General features: G+C 71.0%; 22 protein-coding genes and 1 riboswitch. Of the genes, 8 read left to right on the forward strand and 14 right to left on the reverse strand.

The window, feature by feature from the left end; genetic code table 11:
* Positions 1 to 40: 40 nt before the first annotated feature.
* The 3 genes from ACGFIS_RS14095 to ACGFIS_RS14105 form a co-directional block, all read right to left on the reverse strand.
* Positions 41 to 1,678, reverse strand: coding sequence for an ATP-binding protein (locus tag ACGFIS_RS14095; RefSeq protein ID WP_392911121.1), 1,638 nt, complete (start codon positions 1,676 to 1,678; stop codon positions 41 to 43).
* Positions 1,679 to 1,800: 122 nt separating this feature from the next.
* Entirely contained in the window at positions 1,801 to 3,000 is a 1,200-nt protein-coding gene (locus tag ACGFIS_RS14100) for a PP2C family protein-serine/threonine phosphatase (protein WP_392911127.1), read from the reverse strand.
* 141 nt (positions 3,001 to 3,141) lie between these two features.
* The gene (locus ACGFIS_RS14105) at positions 3,142 to 3,693 is read right to left on the reverse strand and encodes a CGNR zinc finger domain-containing protein (RefSeq protein WP_392911130.1); all 552 of its coding nucleotides are present in this window, start codon (positions 3,691 to 3,693) and stop codon (positions 3,142 to 3,144) included.
* Between the two features lie 85 nt (positions 3,694 to 3,778).
* Here ACGFIS_RS14105 and ACGFIS_RS14110 point away from each other — a divergent pair, with 85 nt between their 5' ends.
* Together ACGFIS_RS14110 and ACGFIS_RS14115 are read left to right on the forward strand one after the other, a co-directional pair.
* Positions 3,779 to 4,684: an alpha/beta fold hydrolase gene (locus ACGFIS_RS14110; protein ID WP_392911133.1), complete on the forward strand. Its 906-nt coding sequence runs from the start codon at positions 3,779 to 3,781 to the stop codon at positions 4,682 to 4,684.
* Positions 4,685 to 4,747: 63 nt separating this feature from the next.
* The gene (locus ACGFIS_RS14115; protein ID WP_392911135.1) at positions 4,748 to 5,035 is read left to right on the forward strand and encodes an RNA polymerase sigma factor; all 288 of its coding nucleotides are present in this window, start codon (positions 4,748 to 4,750) and stop codon (positions 5,033 to 5,035) included.
* An 81-nt stretch (positions 5,036 to 5,116) separates the two neighbouring features.
* Here the strand turns inward: ACGFIS_RS14115 and ACGFIS_RS14120 are convergent, their stop codons facing one another.
* Positions 5,117 to 5,428 (reverse strand): hypothetical protein, encoded by a 312-nt coding sequence (locus ACGFIS_RS14120; protein ID WP_392911137.1) that lies wholly within the window; start codon positions 5,426 to 5,428, stop codon positions 5,117 to 5,119.
* A 422-nt stretch (positions 5,429 to 5,850) separates the two neighbouring features.
* Here ACGFIS_RS14120 and ACGFIS_RS14125 point away from each other — a divergent pair, with 422 nt between their 5' ends.
* Positions 5,851 to 7,938, forward strand: coding sequence for an RNA degradosome polyphosphate kinase (locus ACGFIS_RS14125; protein ID WP_392911139.1), 2,088 nt, complete (start codon positions 5,851 to 5,853; stop codon positions 7,936 to 7,938).
* Positions 7,931 to 8,854 carry an NUDIX domain-containing protein gene (locus ACGFIS_RS14130; RefSeq protein WP_392911141.1) on the forward strand — a complete coding sequence of 308 codons (924 nt, stop codon included), beginning with the start codon at positions 7,931 to 7,933 and terminating at the stop codon, positions 8,852 to 8,854. Before ACGFIS_RS14125 ends, ACGFIS_RS14130 begins: the two co-directional genes overlap by 8 nt.
* Here ACGFIS_RS14130 and ACGFIS_RS14135 read toward each other — a convergent pair.
* Complete coding sequence (locus tag ACGFIS_RS14135; RefSeq protein ID WP_392911143.1) at positions 8,820 to 10,319, reverse strand: CHAD domain-containing protein; 1,500 nt, start codon at positions 10,317 to 10,319, stop codon at positions 8,820 to 8,822. The two genes, ACGFIS_RS14130 and ACGFIS_RS14135, sit on opposite strands and share 35 nt — an antisense overlap.
* A 323-nt stretch (positions 10,320 to 10,642) precedes the next feature.
* Complete coding sequence (locus ACGFIS_RS14140) at positions 10,643 to 11,101, reverse strand: GNAT family N-acetyltransferase (protein ID WP_392911445.1); 459 nt, start codon at positions 11,099 to 11,101, stop codon at positions 10,643 to 10,645.
* Positions 11,102 to 11,255: 154 nt separating this feature from the next.
* Here ACGFIS_RS14140 and ACGFIS_RS14145 point away from each other — a divergent pair, with 154 nt between their 5' ends.
* Complete coding sequence (locus tag ACGFIS_RS14145; protein ID WP_392911145.1) at positions 11,256 to 11,585, forward strand: WhiB family transcriptional regulator; 330 nt, start codon at positions 11,256 to 11,258, stop codon at positions 11,583 to 11,585.
* Positions 11,586 to 11,714: 129 nt separating this feature from the next.
* Positions 11,715 to 12,302 (forward strand): rhomboid family intramembrane serine protease, encoded by a 588-nt coding sequence (locus ACGFIS_RS14150; protein WP_392911147.1) that lies wholly within the window; start codon positions 11,715 to 11,717, stop codon positions 12,300 to 12,302.
* Between the two features lie 19 nt (positions 12,303 to 12,321).
* Here ACGFIS_RS14150 and ACGFIS_RS14155 read toward each other — a convergent pair whose 3' ends face one another.
* The 5 genes from ACGFIS_RS14155 to ACGFIS_RS14175 all read right to left on the reverse strand — a co-directional run bounded on the left by ACGFIS_RS14155 (position 12,322) and on the right by ACGFIS_RS14175 (position 17,459).
* Entirely contained in the window at positions 12,322 to 13,068 is a 747-nt protein-coding gene (locus tag ACGFIS_RS14155) for an SDR family oxidoreductase (protein ID WP_392911149.1), read from the reverse strand.
* Positions 13,069 to 13,142: 74 nt separating this feature from the next.
* Entirely contained in the window at positions 13,143 to 14,612 is a 1,470-nt protein-coding gene (locus tag ACGFIS_RS14160) for a hypothetical protein (protein ID WP_392911151.1), read from the reverse strand.
* An 81-nt stretch (positions 14,613 to 14,693) separates the two neighbouring features.
* The gene (locus tag ACGFIS_RS14165) at positions 14,694 to 15,479 is read right to left on the reverse strand and encodes a sporulation protein (RefSeq protein ID WP_392911153.1); all 786 of its coding nucleotides are present in this window, start codon (positions 15,477 to 15,479) and stop codon (positions 14,694 to 14,696) included.
* Between the two features lie 139 nt (positions 15,480 to 15,618).
* Positions 15,619 to 15,945: a DMT family transporter gene (locus ACGFIS_RS14170; protein ID WP_392911155.1), complete on the reverse strand. Its 327-nt coding sequence runs from the start codon at positions 15,943 to 15,945 to the stop codon at positions 15,619 to 15,621.
* Between the two features lie 32 nt (positions 15,946 to 15,977).
* A riboswitch (guanidine-III (ykkC-III) riboswitch) is annotated at positions 15,978 to 16,040 on the reverse strand.
* A gap of 81 nt (positions 16,041 to 16,121) precedes the next feature.
* A complete protein-coding gene (locus tag ACGFIS_RS14175; RefSeq protein ID WP_392911157.1) occupies positions 16,122 to 17,459 on the reverse strand; it encodes a UDP-glucose dehydrogenase family protein in 1,338 nt (445 codons plus the stop codon).
* Positions 17,460 to 17,760: 301 nt separating this feature from the next.
* Between ACGFIS_RS14175 and ACGFIS_RS14180 the strand changes: the two genes are divergently transcribed.
* Positions 17,761 to 19,596: an acyl-CoA dehydrogenase gene (locus ACGFIS_RS14180; RefSeq protein ID WP_392911159.1), complete on the forward strand. Its 1,836-nt coding sequence runs from the start codon at positions 17,761 to 17,763 to the stop codon at positions 19,594 to 19,596.
* A 56-nt stretch (positions 19,597 to 19,652) separates the two neighbouring features.
* Here the strand turns inward: ACGFIS_RS14180 and ACGFIS_RS14185 are convergent, their stop codons facing one another.
* Complete coding sequence (locus ACGFIS_RS14185) at positions 19,653 to 21,545, reverse strand: heavy metal translocating P-type ATPase (RefSeq protein WP_392911162.1); 1,893 nt, start codon at positions 21,543 to 21,545, stop codon at positions 19,653 to 19,655.
* 134 nt (positions 21,546 to 21,679) lie between these two features.
* Positions 21,680 to 22,363, reverse strand: coding sequence for a Crp/Fnr family transcriptional regulator (locus ACGFIS_RS14190; RefSeq protein WP_392911164.1), 684 nt, complete (start codon positions 22,361 to 22,363; stop codon positions 21,680 to 21,682).
* 134 nt (positions 22,364 to 22,497) lie between these two features.
* Here ACGFIS_RS14190 and ACGFIS_RS14195 point away from each other — a divergent pair, with 134 nt between their 5' ends.
* Complete coding sequence (locus ACGFIS_RS14195; protein ID WP_392911166.1) at positions 22,498 to 22,734, forward strand: heavy-metal-associated domain-containing protein; 237 nt, start codon at positions 22,498 to 22,500, stop codon at positions 22,732 to 22,734.
* A 78-nt stretch (positions 22,735 to 22,812) separates the two neighbouring features.
* On the opposite strand, the gene ACGFIS_RS14200 is transcribed toward ACGFIS_RS14195, so the two are convergent.
* Positions 22,813 to 24,666: a class I SAM-dependent methyltransferase gene (locus ACGFIS_RS14200; RefSeq protein ID WP_392911168.1), complete on the reverse strand. Its 1,854-nt coding sequence runs from the start codon at positions 24,664 to 24,666 to the stop codon at positions 22,813 to 22,815.
* Between the last annotated feature and the right edge of the window lie 152 nt (positions 24,667 to 24,818).

Consider the following 24,818-nt stretch of genomic DNA (forward strand, 5'->3'; position numbering starts at 1 on the left):
CCTTGCTCGGTGTCTCGGGTGTGGCGCGGCGATGTCATCGCTATGCGTCCGTGCCGGGTTTCGCGTGTGTTCGTGCGGGGTCGGCGGGCAGCGTCCAGTGGAAGACGGTGCCGGGGTCGCCGTCGCCGTCGCCGGTGCCGGGGCCGAGCCAGATCCGGCCGCCGTGGAACTCGACGATCTTCTTGCAGAGGGCCAGGCCGATGCCGGTACCGGCGTACGCCTCGCGCGGATGGAGCCGCTGGAAGATCAGGAAGATCCGGTCGGCGTAGCGGGGCTCGATGCCGATGCCGTTGTCGGCGCAGCGGAACTCCCACTCGTCCCCGGTCCGCCGGACGTCGATGGTGACGCGGGGCGGCGCGTCCTCGCGGCGGAACTTGATCGCGTTGCCGAGGAGGTTCTGGAAGAGTTGCGTGAGCTGCGTGCGGTCGCCGCGCACACGCGGCAGGTCCCCGACGTCGACCTCGGCGCCGGTCTCCTCCCGCAGGGCCGCGACGTTGTCCAGGGCTTGCTGGACGACCTCGTTCAGATCGACCGATTCCTCCGGACGCGACATCCGGCCGACCCGGGAGAAGCTCAGCAGGTCGTTGATGAGCGCCTGCATGCGCTTCGCGCCGTCGACGGCGAACGCGATGTACTGCCGCCCCCGCTCGTCCAGCTCGTCGCCGTACCGGCGTTCGATCATCTGGCAGAAGCTCGCCACCTTGCGCAGCGGCTCCTGCAGGTCGTGGCTCGCGACGTAGGCGAACTGCTCCAGTTCGGAGTTGGAGCGGCGCAGCTCCTCGGTCTGCTCATCGAGCTGCCGGGTCTTCTCGACGGTGGCCCGCCATTCGTCGATGATCCGGTCGCGCATCGCGTCGATGATCACCGCGAGTTCGTTGATCTCCGCCGGGCCGGGGACGTCCAGCGGATGTGCGAAGTCGCCCTGGGCCACCGCGCGGACCCGTGCGGTCAGCGAGGACATCGGGGTCAGCACGGTCCGGCGGATCAGCACGGCGAGCGCGAGCGCGGCCGCCACGACCAGGGCCAGCGCGGTGACCGTCGACCACAGCATCGTCCTCGCGCGGGCACGGAGCGTGTCGGCGGCCCGGTCGTGCAGCCGGGTGATCCCGGCCTGCAGCGGGGACATGTCGCCCCGCGCCTGGTTGAGCAGCTGCCGTGCCTGCCGGCTCTCGACACGGCCGAGGCCCTGGGCGCCCGGCCCGGCCGCGACGTCGTCGGCGAACGCGGTCCGCCATGCCCGTGAATCCGCGACCGCCTTGTCCAGGAGACGAAGGACGTCCCCGCTGCCCGGCACGTCCGCCAGAAGTTCGTGCATCCTGGCGGCGGACGTCCGTTCCCGCCGGACCGCCTCCCGGTACTCGGTGAGCTGCTCCTGGCCGCCGTCCAGCGCGTAGTCGCGGATGGCCCCGTCCTGGGTCGTGAGCGCGGACGAGAGCCGGAACTGCTCCAGCGCCGCCGGGTCGACCTTGTTGACGAGGACGTCCCGCGCCTGGTTGTTCTCGTGCAGCGCCGCCCCGGCCTGCGCGAACGCGAGGAGAAGCAGCAGCCCGAGGACGACCGAACCCCAACGGTAGATCTGGACGAGCCGCATGCGGCTCATCCCGTGCGCCTCCGGGAGATCCGCCGCCGGCAGTACGACGGCCGGCCCGGCGATCCTCGGCTTCCGCCCGGTCTCCACGACCGGCGGCGGCTCCGCGGGCAGTGGGGAAGACCCGCCCGCGCGGGATCCGCCCACGGGAGATCGGCCCACGGGAGATCGGCCCGCGGGAGGCTTGTCCGGGCCGGGGCGGTCCGCGGTCATCAGCCGCCGCCCCGGCTCAGCAGGAGCACGGCCAGGTCGTCGGACAGGACGTCCCCGTTCAGCCGCTCGGCTTCGGCGATGAGCCCGTCGACGAGCACGTCACCGCGCTGGCCGTCCCCGTGCGCGGTCGTCGCCAGCTCCACCAGGCCGGCCAGGTCGAGGTGCTCGCCGTCGTCGCCGGCGTACCCCTCGATCAGCCCGTCGGTGTAGAGCAGCAGCCCCCACGAGTCGCCGAGGTCGAGGTCGACCGCGGGCCAGTCCGCGCCGGGGATCAGCCCGAGCGCGGGGCCGCGCGGCTCGTCCGGGATCGGCTCGACGCCGCCCGGGCCGAAGAACAGCGGGCACGGATGCCCGGCCCGGTACAGCTTGGCGCCGCGCCGGTCGGGGGCGATGGTCAGCATGCACACGGTCGTGAAGATCTCATCGCCCCACCGCTCGTGTTCCAGGACGGCGTCGAGCGTGTCGAGGAGCCGCGGCCCGGTGTGCCCGGCGAGGACGAGCGTGCGCCACGCCATGCGGAGCCGCACCCCGAGGGACGCCTCGTCCGCGCCGTGCCCGCTGACGTCGCCGATGACCACGTGGACGGTGCCGTCCTCGGTCTCCACGGTGTCGTGGAAGTCGCCGCCGAGCAGCGCCCGGTCGCGTCCCGGCCGGTACCGGGTGTGGTGGCGCAGGGTCGTGTCCTTGAGGATCGGGACGGGCAGCAGCCCGCGCTCCAAGCGGGCGTTCTCCCGGCTCAGCGCGCGCGCCTCCACCAGTTGCCGCTCGGACTCGTCGGCGCGCTTGCGCTCGATCGCATAGCTGATCGCCCGGGTGAGCAGCGCACTGTCCACGTCCTGTTTGACGAGGTAGTCCTGGGCGCCGGCGGCGACGGCCTCGACGCCGACGTGGGCGTCGTCGAGACCGGTCAGCACGAGGACGGCGATGGACGGCGCGTGGGCGTGCATCTGGCGCAGCGCGTCGAGGCCCCGCGCGTCCGGCAGCGACAGGTCGACGATGACGCACTGGATGTCGGGCCGCAGCGCGTCGAGGGCCTCCCTGAGCGTGGTGGCGACGGTGATCCGCACGCCGGGCTGGGCTTCGGCCAGCAGTTCCTCGAACAGGAACGCGTCGCCGGGGTCGTCCTCGACGAGAAGCAGGTGGGGGGAGCCGGCCACGCCGAGGAGCCGCTCCGCGCCGCGACTGTGCATCGCGGTCATGAATCAGCCCCCTTGGCACGACCATTGAGCATGGCAGACGGGCGGTTGTTTGCCATCGAGCAAATGTTAAGGGCACTCGACTGATGTGGTGCACCCTGGTTCCGGTGTATCGCCCGAAACGGATCCTTTCGTCCGGTCAACCTACTTGTGCCGTTCGTAGTAGCGGGCGACGCGCATGCGATTTCCGCAGCGGGCCGCCGAGCACCAGCGGCGGCGGGGGTGCGCAGGCAGGAAGAGCATCGTGCAGTCGGCGGCCTCGCAGGACCGGATCCGGCCGATCGCGGGGTCGGTGAGGAGCGCGACGGCCGCCTCGGCGAGGTGCGCGGCGAGGCATACGCCGTAGGGGCCGGTGCGGTCGGCGGTCGCGGTGACGGCCGTTCCGTCCCAGGCCGGCCGCTTGATCGCGGGCGCCCGCCGCTGGGCGTCGGCGAGGCCCTCGAGGGACGCGGTGGGCGGCCGCTCGCCCTTGCGTGCGTGGTCGATGGCGGCGGCGGCGTGGTCGCGGACGGCGTGGACCGGCGCGAGGTCGTCCACGGTGAGCGTTCCGGGTTCCGGCTGCGGTACGCGGTCGCCCTGGAGGGCCAGCCAGGCGGCGAGCCCGTCCGGTGTGGAGATCAGGTCGGCGCCGGCGGGGCGGGTGTTGACCAGGTCCAGCGCGGGCGGCTCACCGGTCAGCGGGACGAGCTGGTTCATGGCCCTAATGCTACCTGTCCGTGTTGACACATTAGGTGGCCGCGGGTTAGGACTAATGCATCTTCCTGCCTTGGAGGCATGTGACATGACGTTCCCCGTACTCGCCCGCACCGCACACCGCCACATCGACGTCGACGGGATCCGGGTCTTCTACCGCGAGTCGCTGCCCGAGACGCCCGACGCGCCCGTGCTGCTCCTGCTGCACGGCTTCCCGTCCGCCTCGCACCAGTTCCGGCGCCTGATCGACGTGCTCGGGGGGCGCTATCGGCTGATCGCCCCCGACTACCCGGGATTCGGGCACAGCGACGTCCCGGAACCCGCGTCCACCGGCGGGACGTTCGCCTACACCTTCGACGGGCTCGCCGACGTCATGGAGGGGTTCGTCCAGGGCCTCGGCCTGGACCGCTTCGCCATGTACGTGTTCGACTTCGGGGCGCCGGTCGGGTTCCGGCTGGCCCTGCGGCATCCCGAGTGGATCGCGGGCCTGGTCGTCCAGAACGGCAACGCCTACGAGGAGGGGCTCTCGGAGGGCGCCCGCGAGTTCATCGCGTTGCGCCCGGAGACGGAAGGCGCGGAGAAGACGATCCGCGACCTGCTGACGCTGCCGTCCACACGCGGCCAGTACGAGGGCGGGACGGCCGACCCCGAACTCGTCGCCCCCGACGGCTGGACGCTCGACCAGCACTTCCTCGACCAGCCCGGCCGGACCAGGCCCCAGATCGACCTCGCCTTCGACTACCACTCGAACGTCGAGCGGTATCCGGAGTGGCAGGCGTGGCTGCGGGAGCACACCCCGCCCACCCTCATCGTGTGGGGACGGAACGACATGTTCTTCCCCGAACCCGGCGCCCGCGCCTACCTGCGCGACCTCCCCGACGCCGACGTCCACGTCCTCGGCACCGGCCACTTCGCGCTGGAGGACGGGCTTCCCGAGATCGCCCCGCTCATCGCGGACTTCCTCGACACGGTCTTCCCGCGAACACGCGCGTAACGATGGCGCTCCCCGGGCCACTACCTGGTGACGTGGACATCCGGACGGACAGAGGAGCAGCCGGTGCCAGATGAGGCCCCCGATGAACGGCGCTTCACGGCGATCTACGACGAGTGCCGCCAGCGCGTGTGGGCGTTCGCCGTCAGCCGCGCCGGGCGGCAGGTCGCGGACGAGGTGGTGAGCGAGACCTTCGCCATCGCGTGGCGGCGGCTCGCCGACGTCCCCGACCCGGCGCTGCCGTGGCTGCTCGGCGTCGCGCGGAACGTCCTGCGCGACGGCCACCGCGCGGACGTGCGGCGTGAGTCGTTCGCCACGGTCGGCACGGAATGGACCGACTCGGCCCCGCGGTGACCCGTTTATGGGAAGGGGCGGCGCCCGGCCGGTGCCGTCCCTTTCGCATGGCCGCGGCGAGTGTTAGTGGCCGGGTTGTGATCAGGCGCTTTTCGGAGCGTGGCGCGCGGTTCTCTGTGCGGCCCTGCGCTGGGCGGCGGTCGCCCTCGCGCGGTTGAGGCTTTCCCTGACCTTGGCGGCGCCGCGCGTCGCGGTCACGGTGTCCTTGGCGCGGCCGGCGTAAACCGCGAGGACCTCCGCGACGGGCGGCGGCTGCCATTCCTCCTTCGAGACGATGGGCACGACGGGCAGGACGGGCACGGTGGTCGCGGCGGAGTTTCCAGGCACGGGGACGAGCGCGAGATGCGATTGGCAGTGCGGGCACTGCACCCCCGGGTGGGTGTCTCTGCTCATAACTGGAATCATTACCCAAGGGTCTGACAAAACAAGTGCCCCGCCCTTTCGGAGTGATCCCCGGTTATGCGTTCGGCCGCGCCGCAGAACAGCAGCCCCGCGATCCACCCGGGCACCCAGAAGCACGAAAGCCCCACCCCCGCCCGAACTCCAGCCCCCCTGGCGGGTCTCCAGGGATCGTCCCCCTGGAACGACACGGCACGAGCCGGGCGACCGCAGCGACACGACACCAACCGAGACGGTCACAACAACCGCAACCGTGTCGTGAGGATCGACCGGCTCGTGACGGGGGTCCCAGGGGGTCGCCCCCCTGGGAAACAAAGTGTGAGCAGCGGGAACCCCGGGCATGATCGAAGTGTCGGATACTTGGGCGATACCGCCGAGTTCGACTCTCGTTCATCTTGCTCAGGGAAAATACGGGTATGACCGTCAATCCAGGACAACTCCCCCATCAACGCGCCGAAGCGCTCCCGGACGACCGCTTCCTCGACAGGGAGGAGAGCTGGCTCAGATTCAACCAGCGCGTCCTGGAGCTCGCCGAAGACCCCGGCCTGCCGCTGCTCGAACGGGTTCGGTTCCTGTCGATCTTCTCCAGCAACCTGGACGAGTTCTTCATGGTCCGCGTCGCCGGCCTCGCCCGCCGGATGGCGACCGGGCTCGCCGTCCAGTCCGCCAGCGGCCGGCAGCCCCGCGAGGTCCTCGAACGCACCGGTGAGGTCGCGCACGAGCTGATGGGGCGGCACGCCGCCTGCTTCCGCAACGGGATCCGCCCCGCGCTCGGCGACGAGGGCATCGACATCCTGCGCTGGGACGAGCTGGCCGAGACGGAGCGGGAGCGGCTGCGGCGGCTGTTCCGCGACCGGATCTACCCCGTCCTCACCCCCCTCGTCGTCGACTCCGCGCACCCGTTCCCCTACATCTCGGGCCTGTCCCTCAACCTCGCGGTGATCGTCCGCGACCCGGAGACGGACGCGACGATGTTCGCCCGCGTCAAGGTCCCGCCGCTGCTGCCGCGCTTCATCGAGGCGTCGTCCGACCGGTTCACGCCGCTGGAGGACGTCATCGCGGCGCACCTCGGCCAGCTGTTCAGCGGGATGGAGGTCGTCGAGCACCACGCGTTCCGCGTCACCCGCAACCAGGACCTGGAGATCGACGACGACATCAGCGAAGGCCTCCTGCAGGCCCTCGAACGCGAGCTGCTGCGCCGCCGGTTCGGCCCGGTCGTCCGGCTGGAGGTCGAGGAGTCGATCTCCGAGGGCGTGCTCGACCTGCTGACCGACGAGCTGGCCGTGGACGAGGGCCAGATCTACCGCGTCGTCGGCCCCCTCGACCTCGGCGGCCTCGCGTCGATCGCCGACCTCGACCGCCCGGAGCTGAAGTACCCCCCTTTCGTCCCGTCCAAGGAGGCGCTGCCGGAGGACGCGAGCATTTTCAGCGCCATCCGTGAACGGGACGTGCTCGTCCACCACCCCTACGACTCGTTCACCACGAGCGTCCAGCGGCTGATCGAGGACGCCGCGACCGACCCGCGCGTCCTGGCGATCAAGCAGACGCTCTACCGGACCAGCGGCGACTCGCCGATCGTGGACGCGCTGATGAACGCCGCCGAGGCCGGCAAGCAGGTCGTGGTCGTCGTCGAGCTGAAGGCCCGCTTCGACGAGCGCGCCAACATCGCCTGGGCGCGCAAGCTGGAGACGGCCGGCTGCCACGTCGTCTACGGGTTCGTCGGGCTGAAGACGCACTGCAAGCTCGCGCTGATCGTCCGGCAGGACGCCGACGGCCAGCTGCGCCGCTACTGCCACATCGGCACCGGCAACTACCATCCGAAGACCGCACGCCTCTACGAGGACTTCGGGCTGCTCACCGCCGACCCCGAGGTCGGCGAGGACGTCAGCGCCCTGTTCAACCACCTCACCGGCTACTCGCGGCAGAACTCCTACCACCGGCTGCTCGTCGCGCCGAACAGCCTGCGCTCGGGGCTCGTCCAGCGGATCGACCACGAGATCGACAACCGGCGGGCCGGGCATCCCGCCCGGATCCGGATCAAGTGCAACTCCCTCGTGGACGAGGTGATCATCGACGCGCTGTACCGGGCGTCGCGGGCCGGTGTCCCGGTGGACGTCTGGGTCCGCGGCATCTGCGCCGTGCGTCCGGGCGTGCCCGGCCTGTCGGACACGATCCGGGTGCGCAGCGTCCTCGGCCGGTTCCTGGAGCACTCCCGGGTGTTCGCGTTCGAGAACGGCGGCGAACCCGAGGTGTGGCTCGGCAGCGCCGACCTCATGCACCGCAACCTCGACCGCCGCGTCGAGGCGCTCGTCACCGTCACCGACCGGGTCCAGCGGGACGAGCTGCTGTCCCTCATCGACCAGGCCATGGACGACGGCACCGACGCGTGGGCGCTCTCCGGCGACGGCACGTGGACGCGGCTCACCGCCCGTCCGGGCGAGACCCTTCAGGACATCCAGACCCACCTGGTCAAGAGCCGGCGGTGGAGGACCGTCGATGGCTGAGCGCGCCACCCCGCCGGGCCCCGGGGTCATCTGGGCCGCCGGTGCGCTGCTGTGGCGCGACGGGCCCGAGTTCGCGGTGATCCACCGTCCCCGCTACGACGACTGGTCGTTCCCGAAGGGCAAGGTCGACAAGGGGGAGCATGTGCTGCGGGCCGCCGTCCGCGAGATCGAGGAGGAGACCGGTATCGTCCCCCGCCTCGGCCGCCGCCTGCCCACCAGCACCTACCCGGTCGGCGACCGGAACAAGCGGGTCGACTACTGGGCGGCCCGCCCCGCCGCCGAGGCCGCCGCCGCCTTCGCCCCGAACGACGAGGTGGACGAGCTGGTCTGGCTGCCGGCCGGCGAAGCCGAGGACAGGCTCAGCTACCTGCACGACATCGACCTGCTCCACGAGTTCCTGCGCGGCCCCCTGCACACCTCGCCGCTGGTGATCCTGCGGCACGCGTCCGCCGGGGAGAAGAGCGACTGGCGCGACGCCGACGAACTGCGGCCGCTGGACGCCGCGGGCCGCGCCGAAGCGGCCCGCCTCGCCGGCCTCTTGTACGCCTACGGCCCCGCACGGCTGATCAGCTCCGCGACGGCCCGCTGCCTGGAGACCGTCCTGCCCTACGCGCGCCGCACCGGCGCGTCCATCGTCACCGACCCGGCGTTCACGGTCGGCGACACCGGCCCCGGCAAGGCGACGGACAGGCTGCTGTCACTGGTCGCGGACGGCGTCCCCACCATCGTGTGCACTCACGGCGAGGTCGTCTCCGAACTCGTCACCGCCCTGTGCAGGGAAACGGGGGAGAAGGTCCCGGACGACCCGGGCCTGCGCAAGTCGGAGTTCTGGGCGGCGCATCTCGCCGGCGGCTCGATGCCCGCCCTGGAACGTCACACCGTTAGAACGACGGCCCCAGAGTCTGCGACCAGGTAGTCGACAGGCGGTCTCGTGCCCCTTCGGCCTGGCACCGTTCCCGCCCGTACAGGACGCCCAGGGTGAACGCCTCCTCCGGGACCCTGGTGCGCTTGGCCGCCGCCCCCAGATGCTCCATGGCGATCACGCCGTCCTGGTAGCCGCCGAGGACCTCCTGGATGCGCTTGGCGTCCTTCACCACCCGCTTCGCGGCCACACCCAGCACCGGAACCGCCAGCTCCGCCGCGTACCGCGCCCGCTTGGCCGACTTGCGGGTCTCGTGCTGCGCGACCTCGGGATCCTTCGCGCCCTTGATCGACGCGTAGTCCTTGGCCATGCGGTCCCACGCCCGCGTGACCAGATCGGGCAGCTCCTTGCGGGCCTTCTTGTCCGCCGCCTCCACGACCAGCGGCGGCTCGGCGATCAGCTTGTCGAGCTCGTCGAGCAGCGCGAAGTACCGCGGCTCCTTGAGTGAGGTGTTCATCCGCCGGTACGCGGCGCGTTCCCGCCGCTCCAGGTCGTCCAGCAGGAACGCGGGGGCCTCCGCGAAACGCATCCGGAGCACCTCGAGGTCGCGCACCTCACCGAGGACGGCGGCCAGCCACCGCAGCTCCTGCCCCAGCGGCGCGGTCCGCGCCGGGTCCAGGACGGTCCGGTAGCTGCGCAGAGCGCTCCTGATCCGCCGCGTCGCCACCCGCATCCGGTGGACCGCGTCCTCCTCGCCCAGCCGCGCCTTCGGGTCGAACGCCACCACGGCCTCGACCTGCTCGGCCAGGTAGGCCAGGACGACATCCCCGGTCGTGATGGACGGCCCCTTCCCGTTGGACGCCGCCGCCGCGATCCGCGACCTCGCCGCCGCCCGCGCCGCCGCGGACACCGACGGCACGACCGCCTCGCCCAGCAGCCGCCCCAGCTTGGACGACGACCTGCCCTTCTTGGCGCCGCCCTTCCGGAGCCGCTTGCCCGCCGCCTTCAGCAGCTCGGCCGGGCCGTCCCTCAGCTCGACCTCGATCTCCCGCCACCGCTCGGTCTCCGCGCCGTCCCCGCCGCCCCGGCCGGTCACCAGGTCGTCGGCGACCTCGGCCAGCTCGACGCCGTCCTGCCCGAGCAGCCGGACGACCGTCCGCCGCGTCTCCAGCGTCGCGACGGGGCACAGCTCCGCCCCGCGCGTGTACACCGCGACCAGCCCCGCCAGCCGCGGGGGGACGATCAGCGGCCGCCCCAGCGGGGCCCGCAGCTCCTGCCTGCTGTCCGGCCCGGCCGGCATCTTCAGATGCCACCCCGCGTCCGGGCCGCCGCGCCTGCGCCGCAGCGTGATCCCGTGCGCCGCCAGCCGCAGGTCGGCGGTGTCGAAGTAGGTGGCGTGCAGCTCGTGGACCTCCGGCTCCCCCGCCGACACCACGCCCGGCAACCCGTCCAGCTCCGGCAGGACGAAGTCGGCGGCGGCGTCGTACTTCTGCTCGATCTCGAGATGCCTCTCGGCCACGCTCAGCTCCTCCAAGACGACCCGGCAACCACGCACACCCAGGTGACAAGCATTTCACGCCCGCATGAACAACAACAGAAACCTTGCGGTCAAGCCTTTGCGCCTGGCATGCGCGGCTGCGAACACCGGTGCCCTGGGACACCGGCCACACCCTCATCAACGCGGAGGGGTTAAACGCCGAAATCTACGCCATTGCGCTCCTCCGTCTGACCAGCCACCCACCAAAGAAGATCGCCCCCACGGCCGGACGCGCCATCACCGCCGGCACACTCCGCCGGGCCGGGCCGAGGCGAGCTCTCGCCGCCGGTAGAGGCTGGTCGCCGTCAGATGTCGCGGAGGTGGTACTTCATGCCCATGTGGGAGGGGCGGAAGCCGATCTTCTGGTAGAAGCGGATGGCGGCGGGGCGCTGGCGGTCGGTGGTGAGCTGGACGACGCGGCAGCCTCGGGCGCGGGCCTGGTCGATGGCCCAATTGATCATGTCCTGGCCGACGCCGAGGCCGCGTTGCTCTGCGGCCACGCGGACGCCTTCGATCTGGGCGCGTTCGCCGCCGGTGTAGGTGAGGCCGGGGATGAAGGTCAATTGGAGCGTTCCGGCGATGTCGCCGCCGACCTCCGCGACGATCAGGTTGTTGTTGGGGTCCTTTTCGATCGCGGTGAAGGCCGTGAAGTAGGCCTCCGGGATCTCGTCCCCGGGTGTTTCGCGGGTGGCTCCGAGGGGATCGTCGGCGAGTAGTCGGACGATCTGGGGCAGATCGGCCACCGTCGCCTCGCGGAAGGTCACTTCTTGATCACGCTGCACACCTCCCAGGTTATCCGCACGGTAACTTGCAACGTTCACGAACGTCTTGTAGTACTACGAGTCGTAGTACTACGTTGAGTGGAGACCACCCCGAGCCGAACTGCCGGTGGTCTCGTCGCCGCGCAGGGAGAAGCCAATGCACATCAACGAGAACGAGGATCACTGGAGCGACCACGCCATCTGTCGCGGTGCCGATCCGGACCTGTTCTTCCCGATCGGCTACTCGGTACCGGTGCTCCAGGCTCAGGAGGACGCCGCCAAGGCGATCTGCGCGAACTGCCCCGTGAAGGCCGAATGCCTCGCGTGGGCGCTGCGGGTCGGCGAGCCCGACGGCATCTGGGGCGGCACGACCCCGGAGGAGCGCCGCCACCTGCGCCGGACGGCCGACGCTCCCGCACGGCGTCCCCTGCCCGTCATCGTCGTCCGCGGGGACGCGTCCGAGTCGGAGCACGCGTCCGCCGCCTAGGGGCCTCGCAGATCGCAGCGCGCATCCGTCCAATATGCCGGAGGCGGCGCGGGAAGCCCGGGTCAGGGGCACCTTTGGGCCGTCCCGCGCGTTGACTGTGCAGGGTCGTCGAGACTTACGGTGGCTGATATGAGCTATGTCCCCGACCGGCAGCGTTCCGAAGGGCTCGCCAAGCACGGCGCTCGCGCGCTCTCCTCGGCGGTCCTGATCGGGTCCGTGACCGCGCTGATGTGGGTGCTGGAGGCGTTCGACTACACGGCGGGCGGGTGGCTCGACCGGTTCGGCATCCAGCCCCGGGACGTGAACGACCTGCCCGACATCTTCACCGCGCCGTTCATGCACGGCGGGTTCGGGCACCTGATGGCGAACACGGTCCCGTTCCTCATTCTCGGGTTCATCGCGGCGGCGCGGGGAATCGCCAAGTTCCTGGCCGCCAGCCTGATCATCATCGTGGTCGGCGGGCTCGGCGTGTGGTTCACCAGCTCCGCCAACACGCTCGGATCCAGCATCCTGATCTTCGGCTTCTTCGGCTACCTGGTCGGACGCGGGATCTTCGAGCGGCGGCTGATCGACATCGGGATCGCCGTCGCCGTCGTGGCCGTCTACGGGACGATGCTGCTCGGCGTCATCCCGGGCGACCCCGGCATCTCCTGGCAGGGCCACCTGTTCGGGCTGATCGGCGGTGTGCTGGGCGCCTGGTTCCTGCGCCGGAGCTGAGTCAGGCCCGCAAGCCGGATCAACCGGGCCGGACGGTGACCTCCGAGACGACCGCGTCGCGGGACGTCTCCAGGGCCGACACCAGCACCCGCGCCACGGTCGCGGGCGCCGCGAAGTCGTCCTCGGCGTAGGGGTGGCCTTCCTGGGCGCGTACCCTCCGCTGCATCTCCGTCGCCGTCCGCCCGGGGTAGACGGTCGTGACGCGCAAGGCCGGTTCTTCGGCGCGCAGGGAGTCGGCCAGGGCCCGAAGGCCGAACTTGCTCGCCGCGTATGCCGACCACTCAGGGTTGGCGCGCAGACCGGCGGTCGAGTTCACGAAGACGACGTGGCCCCCGGCGGCGCGTAGCGCGGGCAAGAGCAGCCGGGTCAACTCGGCCGCGGACACCAGGTTGACCGAAAGGTGCTCGATCCACTCGTCCGCTTCGGTGTCCGCCACCCGTGCCAGGTGCACCATGCCCGCAGTGTGGACGACGCCGTCCAGCCGCGCGGGTACGCCGGCCATGGCGAGGGCCGCCTCGATGCGCCGCGGCTCCGTCAGGTCCAGCGGGATCGTGGTGATGGACGCGCTCCGCGGCGGTGAGGGGACCGCGCCGGGGTTGATGACCTGTGTGGCCGCGTTCGCGCCGCCGCGCAGGGACTTGGCCAGCCCGTCGAGGCGGTCGGGCGAGCGTCCGGTGAGGATGAGGTCATGCCCGCGCTCGCGCAGCAGTTCGGCCACCGCGGTCCCGATGCCGCCGGTCGCCCCCGTGATCAGATACGTGCCCATGAGGTTCCATTCTGGTTGATCCTCGACCTCGGTGGACGCCCGGGGCGTCCCTTTGGTTCGGGTTCGGGTGGGGCTCAGCGCGAGCCCGTGCTGGGTCGCAGGACCCGTGCCGTCCCGGCGATGAGCGCGGTGGCCAGGACCCAGCCCGTCGTGACGAGCCCGTACGCCACCCAGCGGGACCAGTTCACGGCGTCGTAGGACAACTGCTGCCCGAACGTGTCGAGCGGGATCAGCAGGTCCAGGGTGTAGATCAGTGCGTGGAACGCCGGCAGTTCGTCACGCGGCTTGACGGGACGCGGATTCTCGATCGAGAACACCGTCGTCCCGAGGGCCAGCAGCGCCGCGAACCACGCGAACGCCAGCCAGGGCCGGTAGCCGAAACCGACCGTCCAGTCCAGGAGGTGGTTCCATGCCTTGCCGACCGGGTTCAGCCTGCGGCGGCGTGCCCGGAGTTTGGCGAGCTGCACCTTGCGGGCCAGGTCGTCGTGGCCGATGTCGTGGTACCAGGCGGCGAGCTGCTCGTACGGCTGGAGATGGAACTCCTTGTCGCGGGACACCCAGCTGAGGCGGTCCTTGAACTCGGCGCCGCGCAGCGTCTCGTACGTCATACCGTTCAGGTACAGCTCGTCCGGCCACACGGACGGATGGTCCATGATCAGGTCGATCCGGGAGTACGACAGCGACACCCGGCCCTTGATCTGCTCCTCGGGCCACAGGAGCAGCTCGTCGGCCTGGATGTGGCTGGCATGCAGCGCCATCCGGGCGGGGTCGCCGGAGTCGAGCCGGGCGCGGGAGAAGGACAGGATGCCGTTGAAGCGCCCGCTGCGCAGCCGGACGGTGCCGAGCGCGGTGAACCCGCGGCTGAACTCGGCGGCGTCCTCGACGACCATGTTCTGGGCGTCCAGCGCGAGGCGGCCGGGGTTGGCGAGGGTGGTCCCCTCCATGAACAGCCCGCCGTTCATCCGGGCCCCGACGAACCGCACCCCGCCGGTGATCCGCGCGTCCCGGATGAAGGTGCCGACCTCGACGACGAGTCCGCCGCTGAACAGCGCCCACTTGTCCGGCTCGGACGCGGTGATCGTCGTCCCGTTCATCCGCAGGCCGCCGGCGAGCTGCGCACGCGGCAGCCTGACCTCCCCCTCGATCTCCGACCCGGACAGGCTGAGGTAGCCGTCCGCCCGCAGGCCGCCGCCGTCGAAGCCGGGCATCCAGCACCTGGCGAACCGCAGCTCCCGTGTCCCGGCGTTGGAGAAGTCGGGCTCCTCGACGATGCGGCAGTCCTCCAGCCGGAGTTCGTACTCGACGGAGCCGCCGGAGATGTCCATCCGCCCCATGATGTAGGCGCCGCGCAGCCGCACGGCCGCGACGGCTCCGGGACGCGGGTCCTGCGCGCCGAGAAGGAGCCGGGTGATGATCTCGGCGCGGACGATCCGGTCGGGCAGCGGGCCGGCGGGACGGTCGTCGCCGAGGACGACGGTCTCGCCGGTGGGGAACGCGGCCCAGAGGCGTCGTTCCGCGTCGTTCAGTCCGGGGGGCTGGGGCACGGAAGATCTTTCTACGCGGAGATCCCCTCCGCGAGCAAATGTCGCGGAGGGGATCGGGTCGGCCGTCGGGTCGCCGGGGGCTTAGAAGAAGCCCTTGCGGCGCCCGGCGTCCTGCAGGAAGCCGCCGAGCTGCTGCTCCCAGTCGGTGTTGTCGACGCTCGCGTAGTCGACGGTGAACCGGCTGAACGCGTCGCGCCCCTCGGTGAACGCGCCGCCGCGCTTGTCGAGCTCCAGCACGACCTCCATCGACTGCGGGTAGGACACGAACGTCACTTCGAGCTGCTTGATGCCGCGCGCGTACTGCCCCGGAGGGAAGAACTCGATCTCCTGGTAGAACGGCAGCTCCTGGTGCACGCCCCAGATGCGGCCCTTCTCGCAGTCGGCGTTGCGGAACTGGAAGCCGAGGTTGGAGAACGCCGCGAGGATGCGCTCCTGCGCGGGCAGCGGGTGCACGGCGATCGGGTCGAGGTCGCCCGGGTCGATCGCCCCCGCGACCTCCAGTTCGGTCGCGAGTCCGACCGTGGTGCCGCGCAGCGGCTGCCCGTACATGTGGGTGAGCGGTGCCTCCCACGGGATGGCGAACTGGAACGGGAGGCTGTGCCTCGCGCCGTCGTCCAGCTCGAAACTGCCGGCCACCCGCAGTTTGGCGTACTCCAGGTTGGAGGTGTACTCGTTGTCGCCCGACTCGACCTCGACCCTGGTGCGCAGGGCGAGGTTCACCGACTTGATGTCGGAGTCGTGCTGGCCTCCGATGATGGTGACCTCGCCGGTGATGGTGCCACCGGGCCTGGTGTTCGGGTCGTGCAGGATCGTTTCGATCGACGGGCCGCCGATGCCCATCGCCTGGCGCAGCTTCTTGAAGACCAAGATCCGTCCTCCCGTGTTCGAGCACCCCGGGCGCTCTCCGTCCCGTGCGTCCGGGCACTCTCATCCCATAGACGCCGTTACCGGAGATTACGTTCCTGGATATCGTCGTGACCTGCGAATCGCCGGGTTGGTCGGCTTTTCAGTGGCCGCCGGCGCCCGCCAGGTTGAGGCCGATGACCCCGATGACGATGAAGGCCAGCGCGGTGATCTTGGCCACGGAGACCTGGTCGCCCATGACCAGCATGCCCAGTGCGGCGGTTCCGACGGCTCCGATGCCGACCCAGACCGCGTAGGCGGTGCCGACGTCCAGGTTCTTCAGGGCCAGGCTGAGCAGGCCGAAACTGGTCACGGCGAAGACGAGGAATCCGGCGGACGGCAGCGGCTCGGTGAAGCCCTTGCCGGCCTTCAGGCACAAGGCCATCGCGACCTCGAATAGACCGGCGACGATGACGAGGATCCAGGCCATGGTTCTGCTCCCGGTAAGCGAGACGGTTGTTGCACGCGTCGTCTTCGCCTGCCGGGTACGACGCACCTCGTCCGGGAGGACCACGGGCCCTCACCACGGAGAACGGCCCCGGCGCGCAGGGTGTTCCCTGCCCGGCGGGACGCCGGGACGCCTGGACGCCGGGACGCCGGGAAACGTCAGGATCGGCCGAGTGCGCGGTACTCCCAGCCCGCCGCGCGCCAGTGCGCCGCGTCCAGGGCGTGGCGGCCGTCCACGATGCGCTTGTGCCGGACGACCTCGGCAAGCGCCTCCGGCTCCACCTCCCGGAAGACCGACCATTCGGTCAGCAGGACGACGACGTCGGCGTCCTCGGCCACGTCGAACGCGCTGTCGCCGTACCGGAGTTCGGGGAAGGCGCGGCGGGCGTTGCCGAGTGCCGCCGGATCATGGACGCGGACGTCCCCGCCGAGGCCGTGCAGGGTGTGCGCCACGTCCAGCGCGGGCGCGTCGCGGATGTCGTCGGAGTTGGGCTTGAACGCGGCGCCCCACGCGGCGATCCGCTTGCCGGCGACGGTGCCGCCGAGCACCTCGCGGACGAGGTCGACGGTGCGGGCGCGGCGGCGCCGGTTGATGTCGTCCACCTCGCGCAGGAACGACACGGCCTGGCCGACGCCGATCTCCTCCGCGCGGTGCGCGAAGGCGCGGATGTCCTTGGGGAGGCAGCCGCCGCCGAAGCCGAGGCCGGGCCGGAGGAACTTGCCGCCGATCCGGTCGTCGAGGGCGAGGGAGTCGGCGAGGTCCTTGATGTCTGCGCCGACGGCCTCGCAGACCTCGGCCATGGCGTTGATGTAGGAGATCTTGGTGGCGAGGAAGGAGTTGGCGGCGACCTTGACCAGTTCGGCGGTGGCGAGGTCGGTCCGGATCACCGGTGTGCCGATGTCGAGGACGGGTTTGAACGCGGCGCGCAGCCGCTCGTCCGCCCAGTCGGAGGCGACGCCGAACACGAGCCGGTTGGGACGCATGGTGTCGTCGACGGCGTAGCCCTCGCGGAGGAACTCGGGGTTCCAGGCCAGTTCGACGCCGGTGCCCGCGGGCGCCAGTTCCTGGACGACGCCGGTGAGGCGCTGCGCCGTCCCGACCGGCACGGTGGACTTGCCGACGACGAGGGAGCGGCGGCGCAGGTGCGGGGCGAGGGAGCGGACGGCGGCGTCGACGTAGGACAGGTCGGCGGCGTCGGAGTCGGGGAGCTGCGGCGTCCCTACGCACAGGAAGTGGACGTCGCCGAACTCGCCGGCCTCCGCGTAGGAGGTGGTGAAACGGAGGCGCCCGGAGTCGAGGGCCTTGGTGAGCAGCTCGGGCAGGCCGGGTTCGAACATCGGGACCTCGCCGGACGCCAGCCGGGCGATCTTGCCCGGGTCGGCGTCCACACCGAGGACCTCGAACCCGAGCACGGCCATGCAGATGGCGTGCGTGGCGCCGAGATAGCCGGTGCCGATGACGGTCAGTCTCGGGGCCTCGGCATCCCCCTGTTTCATGCGCACCTCCCTTGCTTCGCGGTGGTTTCGCTGCGCCCGATCCTCCCACCGGCGGTCCGCGGCCCGTAGGCGGGTGTCCGTGCCGGGCGACTGCCCTGCGTGGACGCCGGACGTCCCGCCATCGTGTGAGCGGGATCACGCGGGGGGTCCGGACGTGATATCGATATGGCCTCCCTCTCCGGATTGGGGTGGTTGTCACGGGTTACCAGCGGGTAGCATGATGTTGAGTTACTAGCGAGTAAAACCAGTCAGTAGTAGACGCGCGGCGCCGCCGGGCCCGCAGGACCAGACGGAGTCTCGAATGGGGCACTACAAGAGCAACCTCCGGGACCTGGAGTTCAACCTCTTCGAGGTGTTCAGGCGCCAGGACCTCCTCGGCAGCGGCCCGTACGCCGACCTCGACGAGGACACCGCGCGCAGCATCCTGGACGAGATGAAGCGCCTGGCGGAGGGCCCGCTCGCGGAGTCCTTCGAGGACGCCGACCGCAACCCGCCGGAGTTCGACCCGGCCACCGGCGCCGTGACGATGCCGGAGAGCTTCAAGAAGTCGTACAAGGCGTGGATGGACGCCGAGTGGTACCGCCTCGACCTCGGCCCCGACTTCGGCGGCACCGGCGCCCCGCGCTCCCTGACCTGGGCGGTGGCGGAGCAGGTGCTCGGCGCCAACCCCGCCGTCTACATGTTCTCGTCCGGCCCCAGCTTCGCCCAGATCCTCTGGCGCATCGGCACGCCGGAGCAGAAGAAGTTCGCCGAGCTGGCCCGTGAGCGGCAGTGGGGCGCCACGATGGTGCTGACCGAGCCGGACGCCGGCTCCGACGTCGGCGCCGGCCGCGCCAAGGCCGTCGAGCAGCCGGACGGCACCTGGCACATCGAGGGCGTCAAGCGCTTCATCACCTCGGCCGAGCACGACATGTCGGAGAACATCTTCCACCTGGTGCTCGCCCGCCCCGAGGGCGCCGGCCCCGGCACCAAGGGCCTGTCGATGTTCCTCGTCCCCAAGTACATGGTGGACGTGGAGACCGGCGAGCTGGGCGAGCGCAACGGCGCCTACGTGACCAACGTCGAGAAGAAGATGGGCCTCAAGGTCTCCACGACCTGCGAGCTGACCTTCGGTGAGAAGCACCCGGCCGTCGGCTACCTGGTCGGCGGCGTGCACCAGGGCATCAGGCAGATGTTCCTCGTCATCGAGCACGCGCGGATGATGGTCGGCACCAAGGCCATCGCCACCCTGTCCACCGGCTACCTGAACGCGCTCGAGTACGCCAAGGAGCGCGTGCAGGGTGCGGACATGACGCAGATGACGGACAAGACCGCCCCGCGTGTGACGATCACCCACCACCCGGACGTCCGCCGCAGCCTCATGACGCAGAAGGCGTACGCCGAGGGCATGCGGGCGCTGGTGCTGCTCGCCTCGTCCTACCAGGACGCCGTGCAGATCGCCGGGCACGAGGGCCGCAAGGACGAGATCGCCGAGAAGATCAACGACCTGCTGCTGCCGATCGTGAAGGGCTTCGGCTCGGAACGCGCGTACGCCCTGCTCGGCGCCGAGTCGCTGCAGACCCTCGGCGGGTCCGGCTTCCTGCAGGACTACCCGATCGAGCAGTACATCCGCGACTCCAAGATCGACACCCTGTACGAGGGCACCACCGCGATCCAGGGCCAGGACCTGTTCTTCCGCAAGATCGTCCGGGACAACGGCGAGGCGCTCAAGGTGCTCACCGGCGAGATCAGGAAGTTCACCGAGTCCGAGGCCGGCAACGGCCGGCTGAAGAACGAGCGGGCGCTGCTCGGCCGCGCCCTGGACGACGTGCAGGGCATCATCGACCCGATGGTCGGGTGGGCGCTCGGCTCGATGGAGAACCCGAAGGAGCTCTACAAGATCGGGCTCAACTCGTCCCGCCTGCTGATGGCCCTCGGCGACCTCATCGTCGGCTGGCTGCTGGCCCGCCAGGCCGAGGTCGCCCTCACCGCCCTCGGCGGCGGCGGCGTGTCCGACTCCGACAAGGCGTTCTACAACGGCAAGGTCGCGTCCGCGCAGTTCTTCTGCCAGACCGTCCTGCCGCGCCTGGCGGCCGACCGCGCCACCACCGAGTCCACCACCCTGGACCTGATGGAACTCCCCGAAGAGTCCTTCTAGCGCCAGAGGCCGGCGGCCGAGGGGGTGCTTTCCCTTCGGCCGCCTCTGTCGTCGGGTCACGATGCCAGCCGGTCAGGATCCCGGGCCTCGGACCGGTGCGGCGTCCGGTCGGGCGTGCCGCCCGCGGTCCGGGGCGTGCCGCGGCGGCGCAGCAGACGCATCGCGTTGCCGATGACCACCAGGACCGAGATCTCGTGGACGAGCATCCCGATCGCCATCGTGACACCGCCCAGAAGGACGCCCGCGAGCAGGGCGCCGACGGTGCCGAGGGCGATGAAGATGTTCTGGCGCATGACCGAGACGGTGCTGCGGGCCATGGCGATGGCCCGGGGCAGCTTGGACAGGTCGTCCTTCATCAGGGCGATGTCCGCGGTCTCGATCGCCACGCCCGTTCCCGCCGCGCCCATCGCGACGCCGATGTCGGCGGTGGCCAGGGCGGGGGCGTCGTTGACGCCGTCGCCGACCATGGCGACCACGTGCCCGCGGGCGCGCAGGCCGGCGACGGCCTCCAGCTTGCCCTCCGGCAGCAGCTCCGCACGGACCTCGTCGACACCGACCTGCCCGGCGACCGCCTCGGCGACCCGCCGGGTGTCCCCGGTGAGCATGACGACCTTCTTCACACCGGCGGCGTGCAGGTCGGCGACCATCCGCGCCGCATCGGAGCGGACCCGGTCCGCAACGGCGACGACACCGGCCGGACGGGCGTCCACGGCCACGACCATGGGGGTCCGGCCCGCGGCGGCGAGCTCGTCGACCACGCCGGCGATCACCGCGGACGTGACCCCCTCGTCCTCCAGAAGGGCCAGGTTGCCCACCGCGACGCGGTGCCCGTCGAGGGTCGCGACGATGCCCTTCCCCGGCACCGGCTCGGTGGCCTCCGGCAGGCCGGTGATGTCGAGCCCCTCGCCGCGCGCCGCGTCGACGATCGGACGGGCCAGCGGATGCTCCGAGCCGGCCTCGGCGCGGGCCGCCCAGCCGAGCACGTCCGCGCGGCTCCACGCCGCGCCGAGGGGCACCACGTCGGTCAGGTACGGGCGGCCTTCGGTCAGCGTGCCGGTCTTGTCCAGCGCGACGGCGTCGATCCTGGCGGAGGTCTCCAGATACTCCCCACCCTTGATCAGGATGCCGTCCTTGGCGCCGCGCCCGATGCCGGCGACGATCGCGACCGGTATGGAGATGACCAGGGCGCCGGGGCAGCCGATGACCAGCAGCGTCAGCGCGAGCACGGCATCGCCGGTCGCCAGGCCGAAGGCCAGTGCCAGAGCGATGACCGCCGGGGTGTACCAGGACGAGAACCGGTCCATGAACGCGGCGGTGCGCGCCTTGGCGTCCTGGGCCTCCTCGACCCGGTGGATGATCCGGGCCAGCGTGGTGCCGGCACCGACGCCGGCGGCCCGCACCTGGAGGAAACCTCCCATGGAGACGGTTCCGGCGTACACCTCGTCGCCGGTGGTCTTCTCCACGGGGATCGACTCACCGGTGATCGACGCCTCGTCCAGCGCCCCCGTGCCGCCGGTGACCTCACCGTCGACCGGAACCCTGGCACCGTTCTTGACCAGCACCTCCTCCCCGACCGCCACCGAGGCGGCGGGCACCTCCACCTGCTCACCGCCGCGGAGCACCACGGCGACCTCGGGGGCCACCGCGACCAGCTCGGCCAGGGCCGATCTCGTCCTGCTCAGCGTCGCGTTCTCCAGCGCGTGTCCCACGGCGAACAGGAACGTCACCGCGGCCGCTTCCCAGTACTCGCCGATGATCACCGCGCCGATCGCGGCCACCGAGACCAGCAGGTCGATGCCGACCACGCGGACCATCAGGGCACGGGCCGCCTTGACCGCGATGCCCCATCCGGCCACCGCCGCCGCCGCGACCATCAGCGCGTCACCGAGCGCGTCCGCGCCCGACGCGGCCGAGGCCGCGAACGACGCGACGATCAGGAGGCCGCTCACCAGCGGCACTCTCCACCGCCAAGAACCCATCCGACTCAACTCCTCACAACGCCCTGTCAACGTCTGCCTCCGACGCTAGGCCGGGACGCCTTGACGTTCCTTGACGCGGGTCAAGCCGCTCAGGGGCGGAACGGTCAGCGGGGCACGGCCGCGTGATCGAGAGCCTCGACGTCGAGGATGACGACGTCGCGGCGGCCGCGCAGTTCGATGACACCGTCCGCGGACAGGGCGGCGAGGGAGCGGCTGAGGGTCTCCGGCGTCGTCCCCAGGTAGGCGGCCACGTCCTTCTTCGCCATCGGCAGCCGGACCGCGGGGACCCCGTCCCGCACATCGGCCGGCAGGTCGAGCAGATGGGCCGCGATACGGGCGGTGACGTCGCTGGAGGTGACCGCGGCGAGCAGCCGCTCGACGGAGGCGAGCCGGTCCGACAGCGTGCGCAGCATCCGCCGGCCGATCTCCGGGTGGTCGTGCAGCAGCGGCGAAAGGTCACGATGGTCGAACGCGCACATCCGGCTGTCTTCGAGAGCGACTGCGAAGTGCTCTGGCCGGTGACCCGTGAGGAAGGCCCGCTCGCCCACCACGTCCCCCTCGGACGCCGTGCGCAGGATCTGCTCATGGCCGCTGGCCGCCACGTGGCTGATCTTGAGGCGCCCACTGTGCATCACCAGCAGGCGGGACGCTCCGCGCTCCGGGGCGAGGACGGTCTCACCCTTCGTCACGGACACCGGGCGAGCGAGGCCCGCGACCTCGATCTGCTCCGCACGGGTCAGTCCCTGGAAGATCGGGACACGGGTCACGCACAGGTCGTCCTCGGCCATGATGCCAGCTTGCCACGCAGCGCCCCCGGGCCTGCGGGCGCTTGATCCACGTCAAGGAATCCGGCGTCCCGGTTGCCTACGGTGAAGCCGTCATCAAGAGAACGGACCGGCGAGTAAGAAGGGAAACCGGGACCATGAACGCGACAGCGAACACCACGACGACCATCCTGCGAGCCGAGGGCTTCTCCTGCCCGTCCTGCATCAACAAGATCGAGAAGCAGGTCGGCCGGCTCCGCGGCGTCGAGTCGGTGAAGGTGCACTTCGCCTCGTCCAGGGTCGAGGTCGTCCACGACCCCGCGGAGGCCGGCACCGACGAACTGGTCGCCGCGGTGAAGAAGGCCGGGTACGTCGCCCGCCCCACCGCCTTCTGACCCGACGTGGACGCGACACCCGCCTCGGCTCGGCCACCGGGGCGAGATCGCCGAATGGTCGGCCGGGCGACGGTGCCATCAGGCCGCGGGCACCTTCCGGGCGAGGATGCGGTAGGTGTTGCTGCCGCGCCGGAACGGCATGATCAGCAGGTCCAGCACGGTCGCCGCGGTGAGCAGGGGAAGGCCGACCAGCTGGCCCGCCGTGATGCGGGCGTACTGCCGGACGCCGGGCCGGTGCGGGCTCCGCCACGGATGCTCCAGGTCCACCCCGATCAGGTTGATCAGGCAGGCGGCACCGCCCCCGAGGTCGCCGCCGCGGCGCGCCTCCCGGCGGTGCACGGCGACCACCTCCATGCCCCGCTCGCGAAGGGCCCGCTCGAGGTTGCCGATGGGGATCAGGTGGAGGTGCTGCGGCGGCAGGTACGGCAGGTAGAACGTGCGCAGCAGCTTCGCGAACGGGGACTCCGGGTCCGGCATCTCCAGCAGGAAGAGCCCCTCGGGGGCGAGGACCTTGGCGGCCAGGTCCAGCTCGGCCAGCGGGTCGGCGGTGTGCTCCAGGTAGTGGTTCATGCTGATCACGTCGTAACGGCCGGCCATTTCGGGTCCGAGGTCGAAGAACTGGCCGTTGTAGGCGCGGTCGATCCAGCCGCGGCGGACGGCCTCCTCGACGCCGGTGCCCATGTCCAGTCCGTCGAACGCGGTCTCGGGGAGCACGGTGCGGGCTACGCGGCAGAAGTGGCCCTTGCCCGTGCCGACGTCCAGCCAGCGGTAGGGCGTGCCGAGCCGCTGCACCATTCGGGCGCGTGCGAGGTAGTCGCTGTTGGTGGAGCTGAGGATGAGTTCGGTCGTCTGCTCGTTGAGCCCGTCGTAGGCGTCGCGGTAGTAGAAGTCCAGGCCGTCCGGGGTCAGCCTGGGGTTCTGGAAGATGTGCCCGCACTGCTTGCAGCGGTCCAGGGGGAACCGGCCCGGCTTCCCAAGGATGACGTCCCGGGTTACCACGTGGCGGGTGAGCTCGGCGGATCCGCACCACGGGCATTCGGTGCACCGCTCGCCCTGGAAGCGCTCGACGCCCGCCTCGATCTCCTTCCAGTACCACTCCCGGGCGCGTTCCCGGCGGTCCAGCAGGCGCCGTTCCCACCTGGTGCGGGGCGCGCGCAGCGTCCGCCAGATCGACAGCGGCGTGGCGACCGGGCGGGTCCAGGCGGCCAGGTGCAGGTCCGCGGGAGCCAGCGGGGTCCGGGCGAACACGATGTAGGGGCTCAGGCAGTAGAGCAGGACGAGCCCGAGTCCCCAGCGGACGTCGATCAGTAGGCTGGACAGCACGAGCAGGTAGGCGGCCCCGGCGAAGTAGGACGTCTGCGGCAGCGCCACCGAGGGCGGCAGCGACAGCGCCAGCGAGCGCAGCCAGGCCCGCCGCTGCCCGGTCCGGTCGACGGCGTGGAACGGGGCGACCACCATGTCCGCGGACTTGACGTAGAACCGGAGCCGTCCCGTGGTCTCGCCCATCTCGCCGGCGTCGAGTCCGGTGGGTTCGGCGGAGCCGGGCAGGGGGATGTCGGAGCGTTCCAAGGAGGTCTTCGCTCGCTGGAAGGCCCCCGTCTCCAGCAGCACCGTGTAACCGGCGCCCCGGCCGAGCCCGAACCACTGCCCGCGGTAGGACCGCGGATCGACGTGGCGTACCAGGTCGAGAGCCTGCTCCACCGGCAGGTCGGACGGAACCAGGTCCAGCATCCCGATCCCGCCCCGCCGGGCGTGCTCGGCGGCGGCCTGAAGGACGGGCGCGGGGACGTCGGCGTCGGTGGCCGTGACGGCCGTGAATCCGTCAAGGGATCCTTTTGAGGCGGACAGCGTGGACAGGCCGGTGACCCTGCGGCGCATGCGCAGGCCGTTGGCCAGGACCCCGCCCATCACCGCCCAGATCAGCCAGACCACGGGGCATCCAGAGAGAACGGGGTGTGCAGGGCGGCGCACGCCGCGCTGAGCCGCCCGGCGGACGGCGTCGAAGTTGAGATCACGGTCTGTGAGCGTATGCGGTTTTTGCCACGCTGTGTCAGGCGACAGCGATGTGTAAGGACTCCACAAGA

The organism is Spirillospora sp. NPDC048824, from assembly GCF_043198455.1.
GTDB lineage: Bacteria > Actinomycetota > Actinomycetes > Streptosporangiales > Streptosporangiaceae > Spirillospora.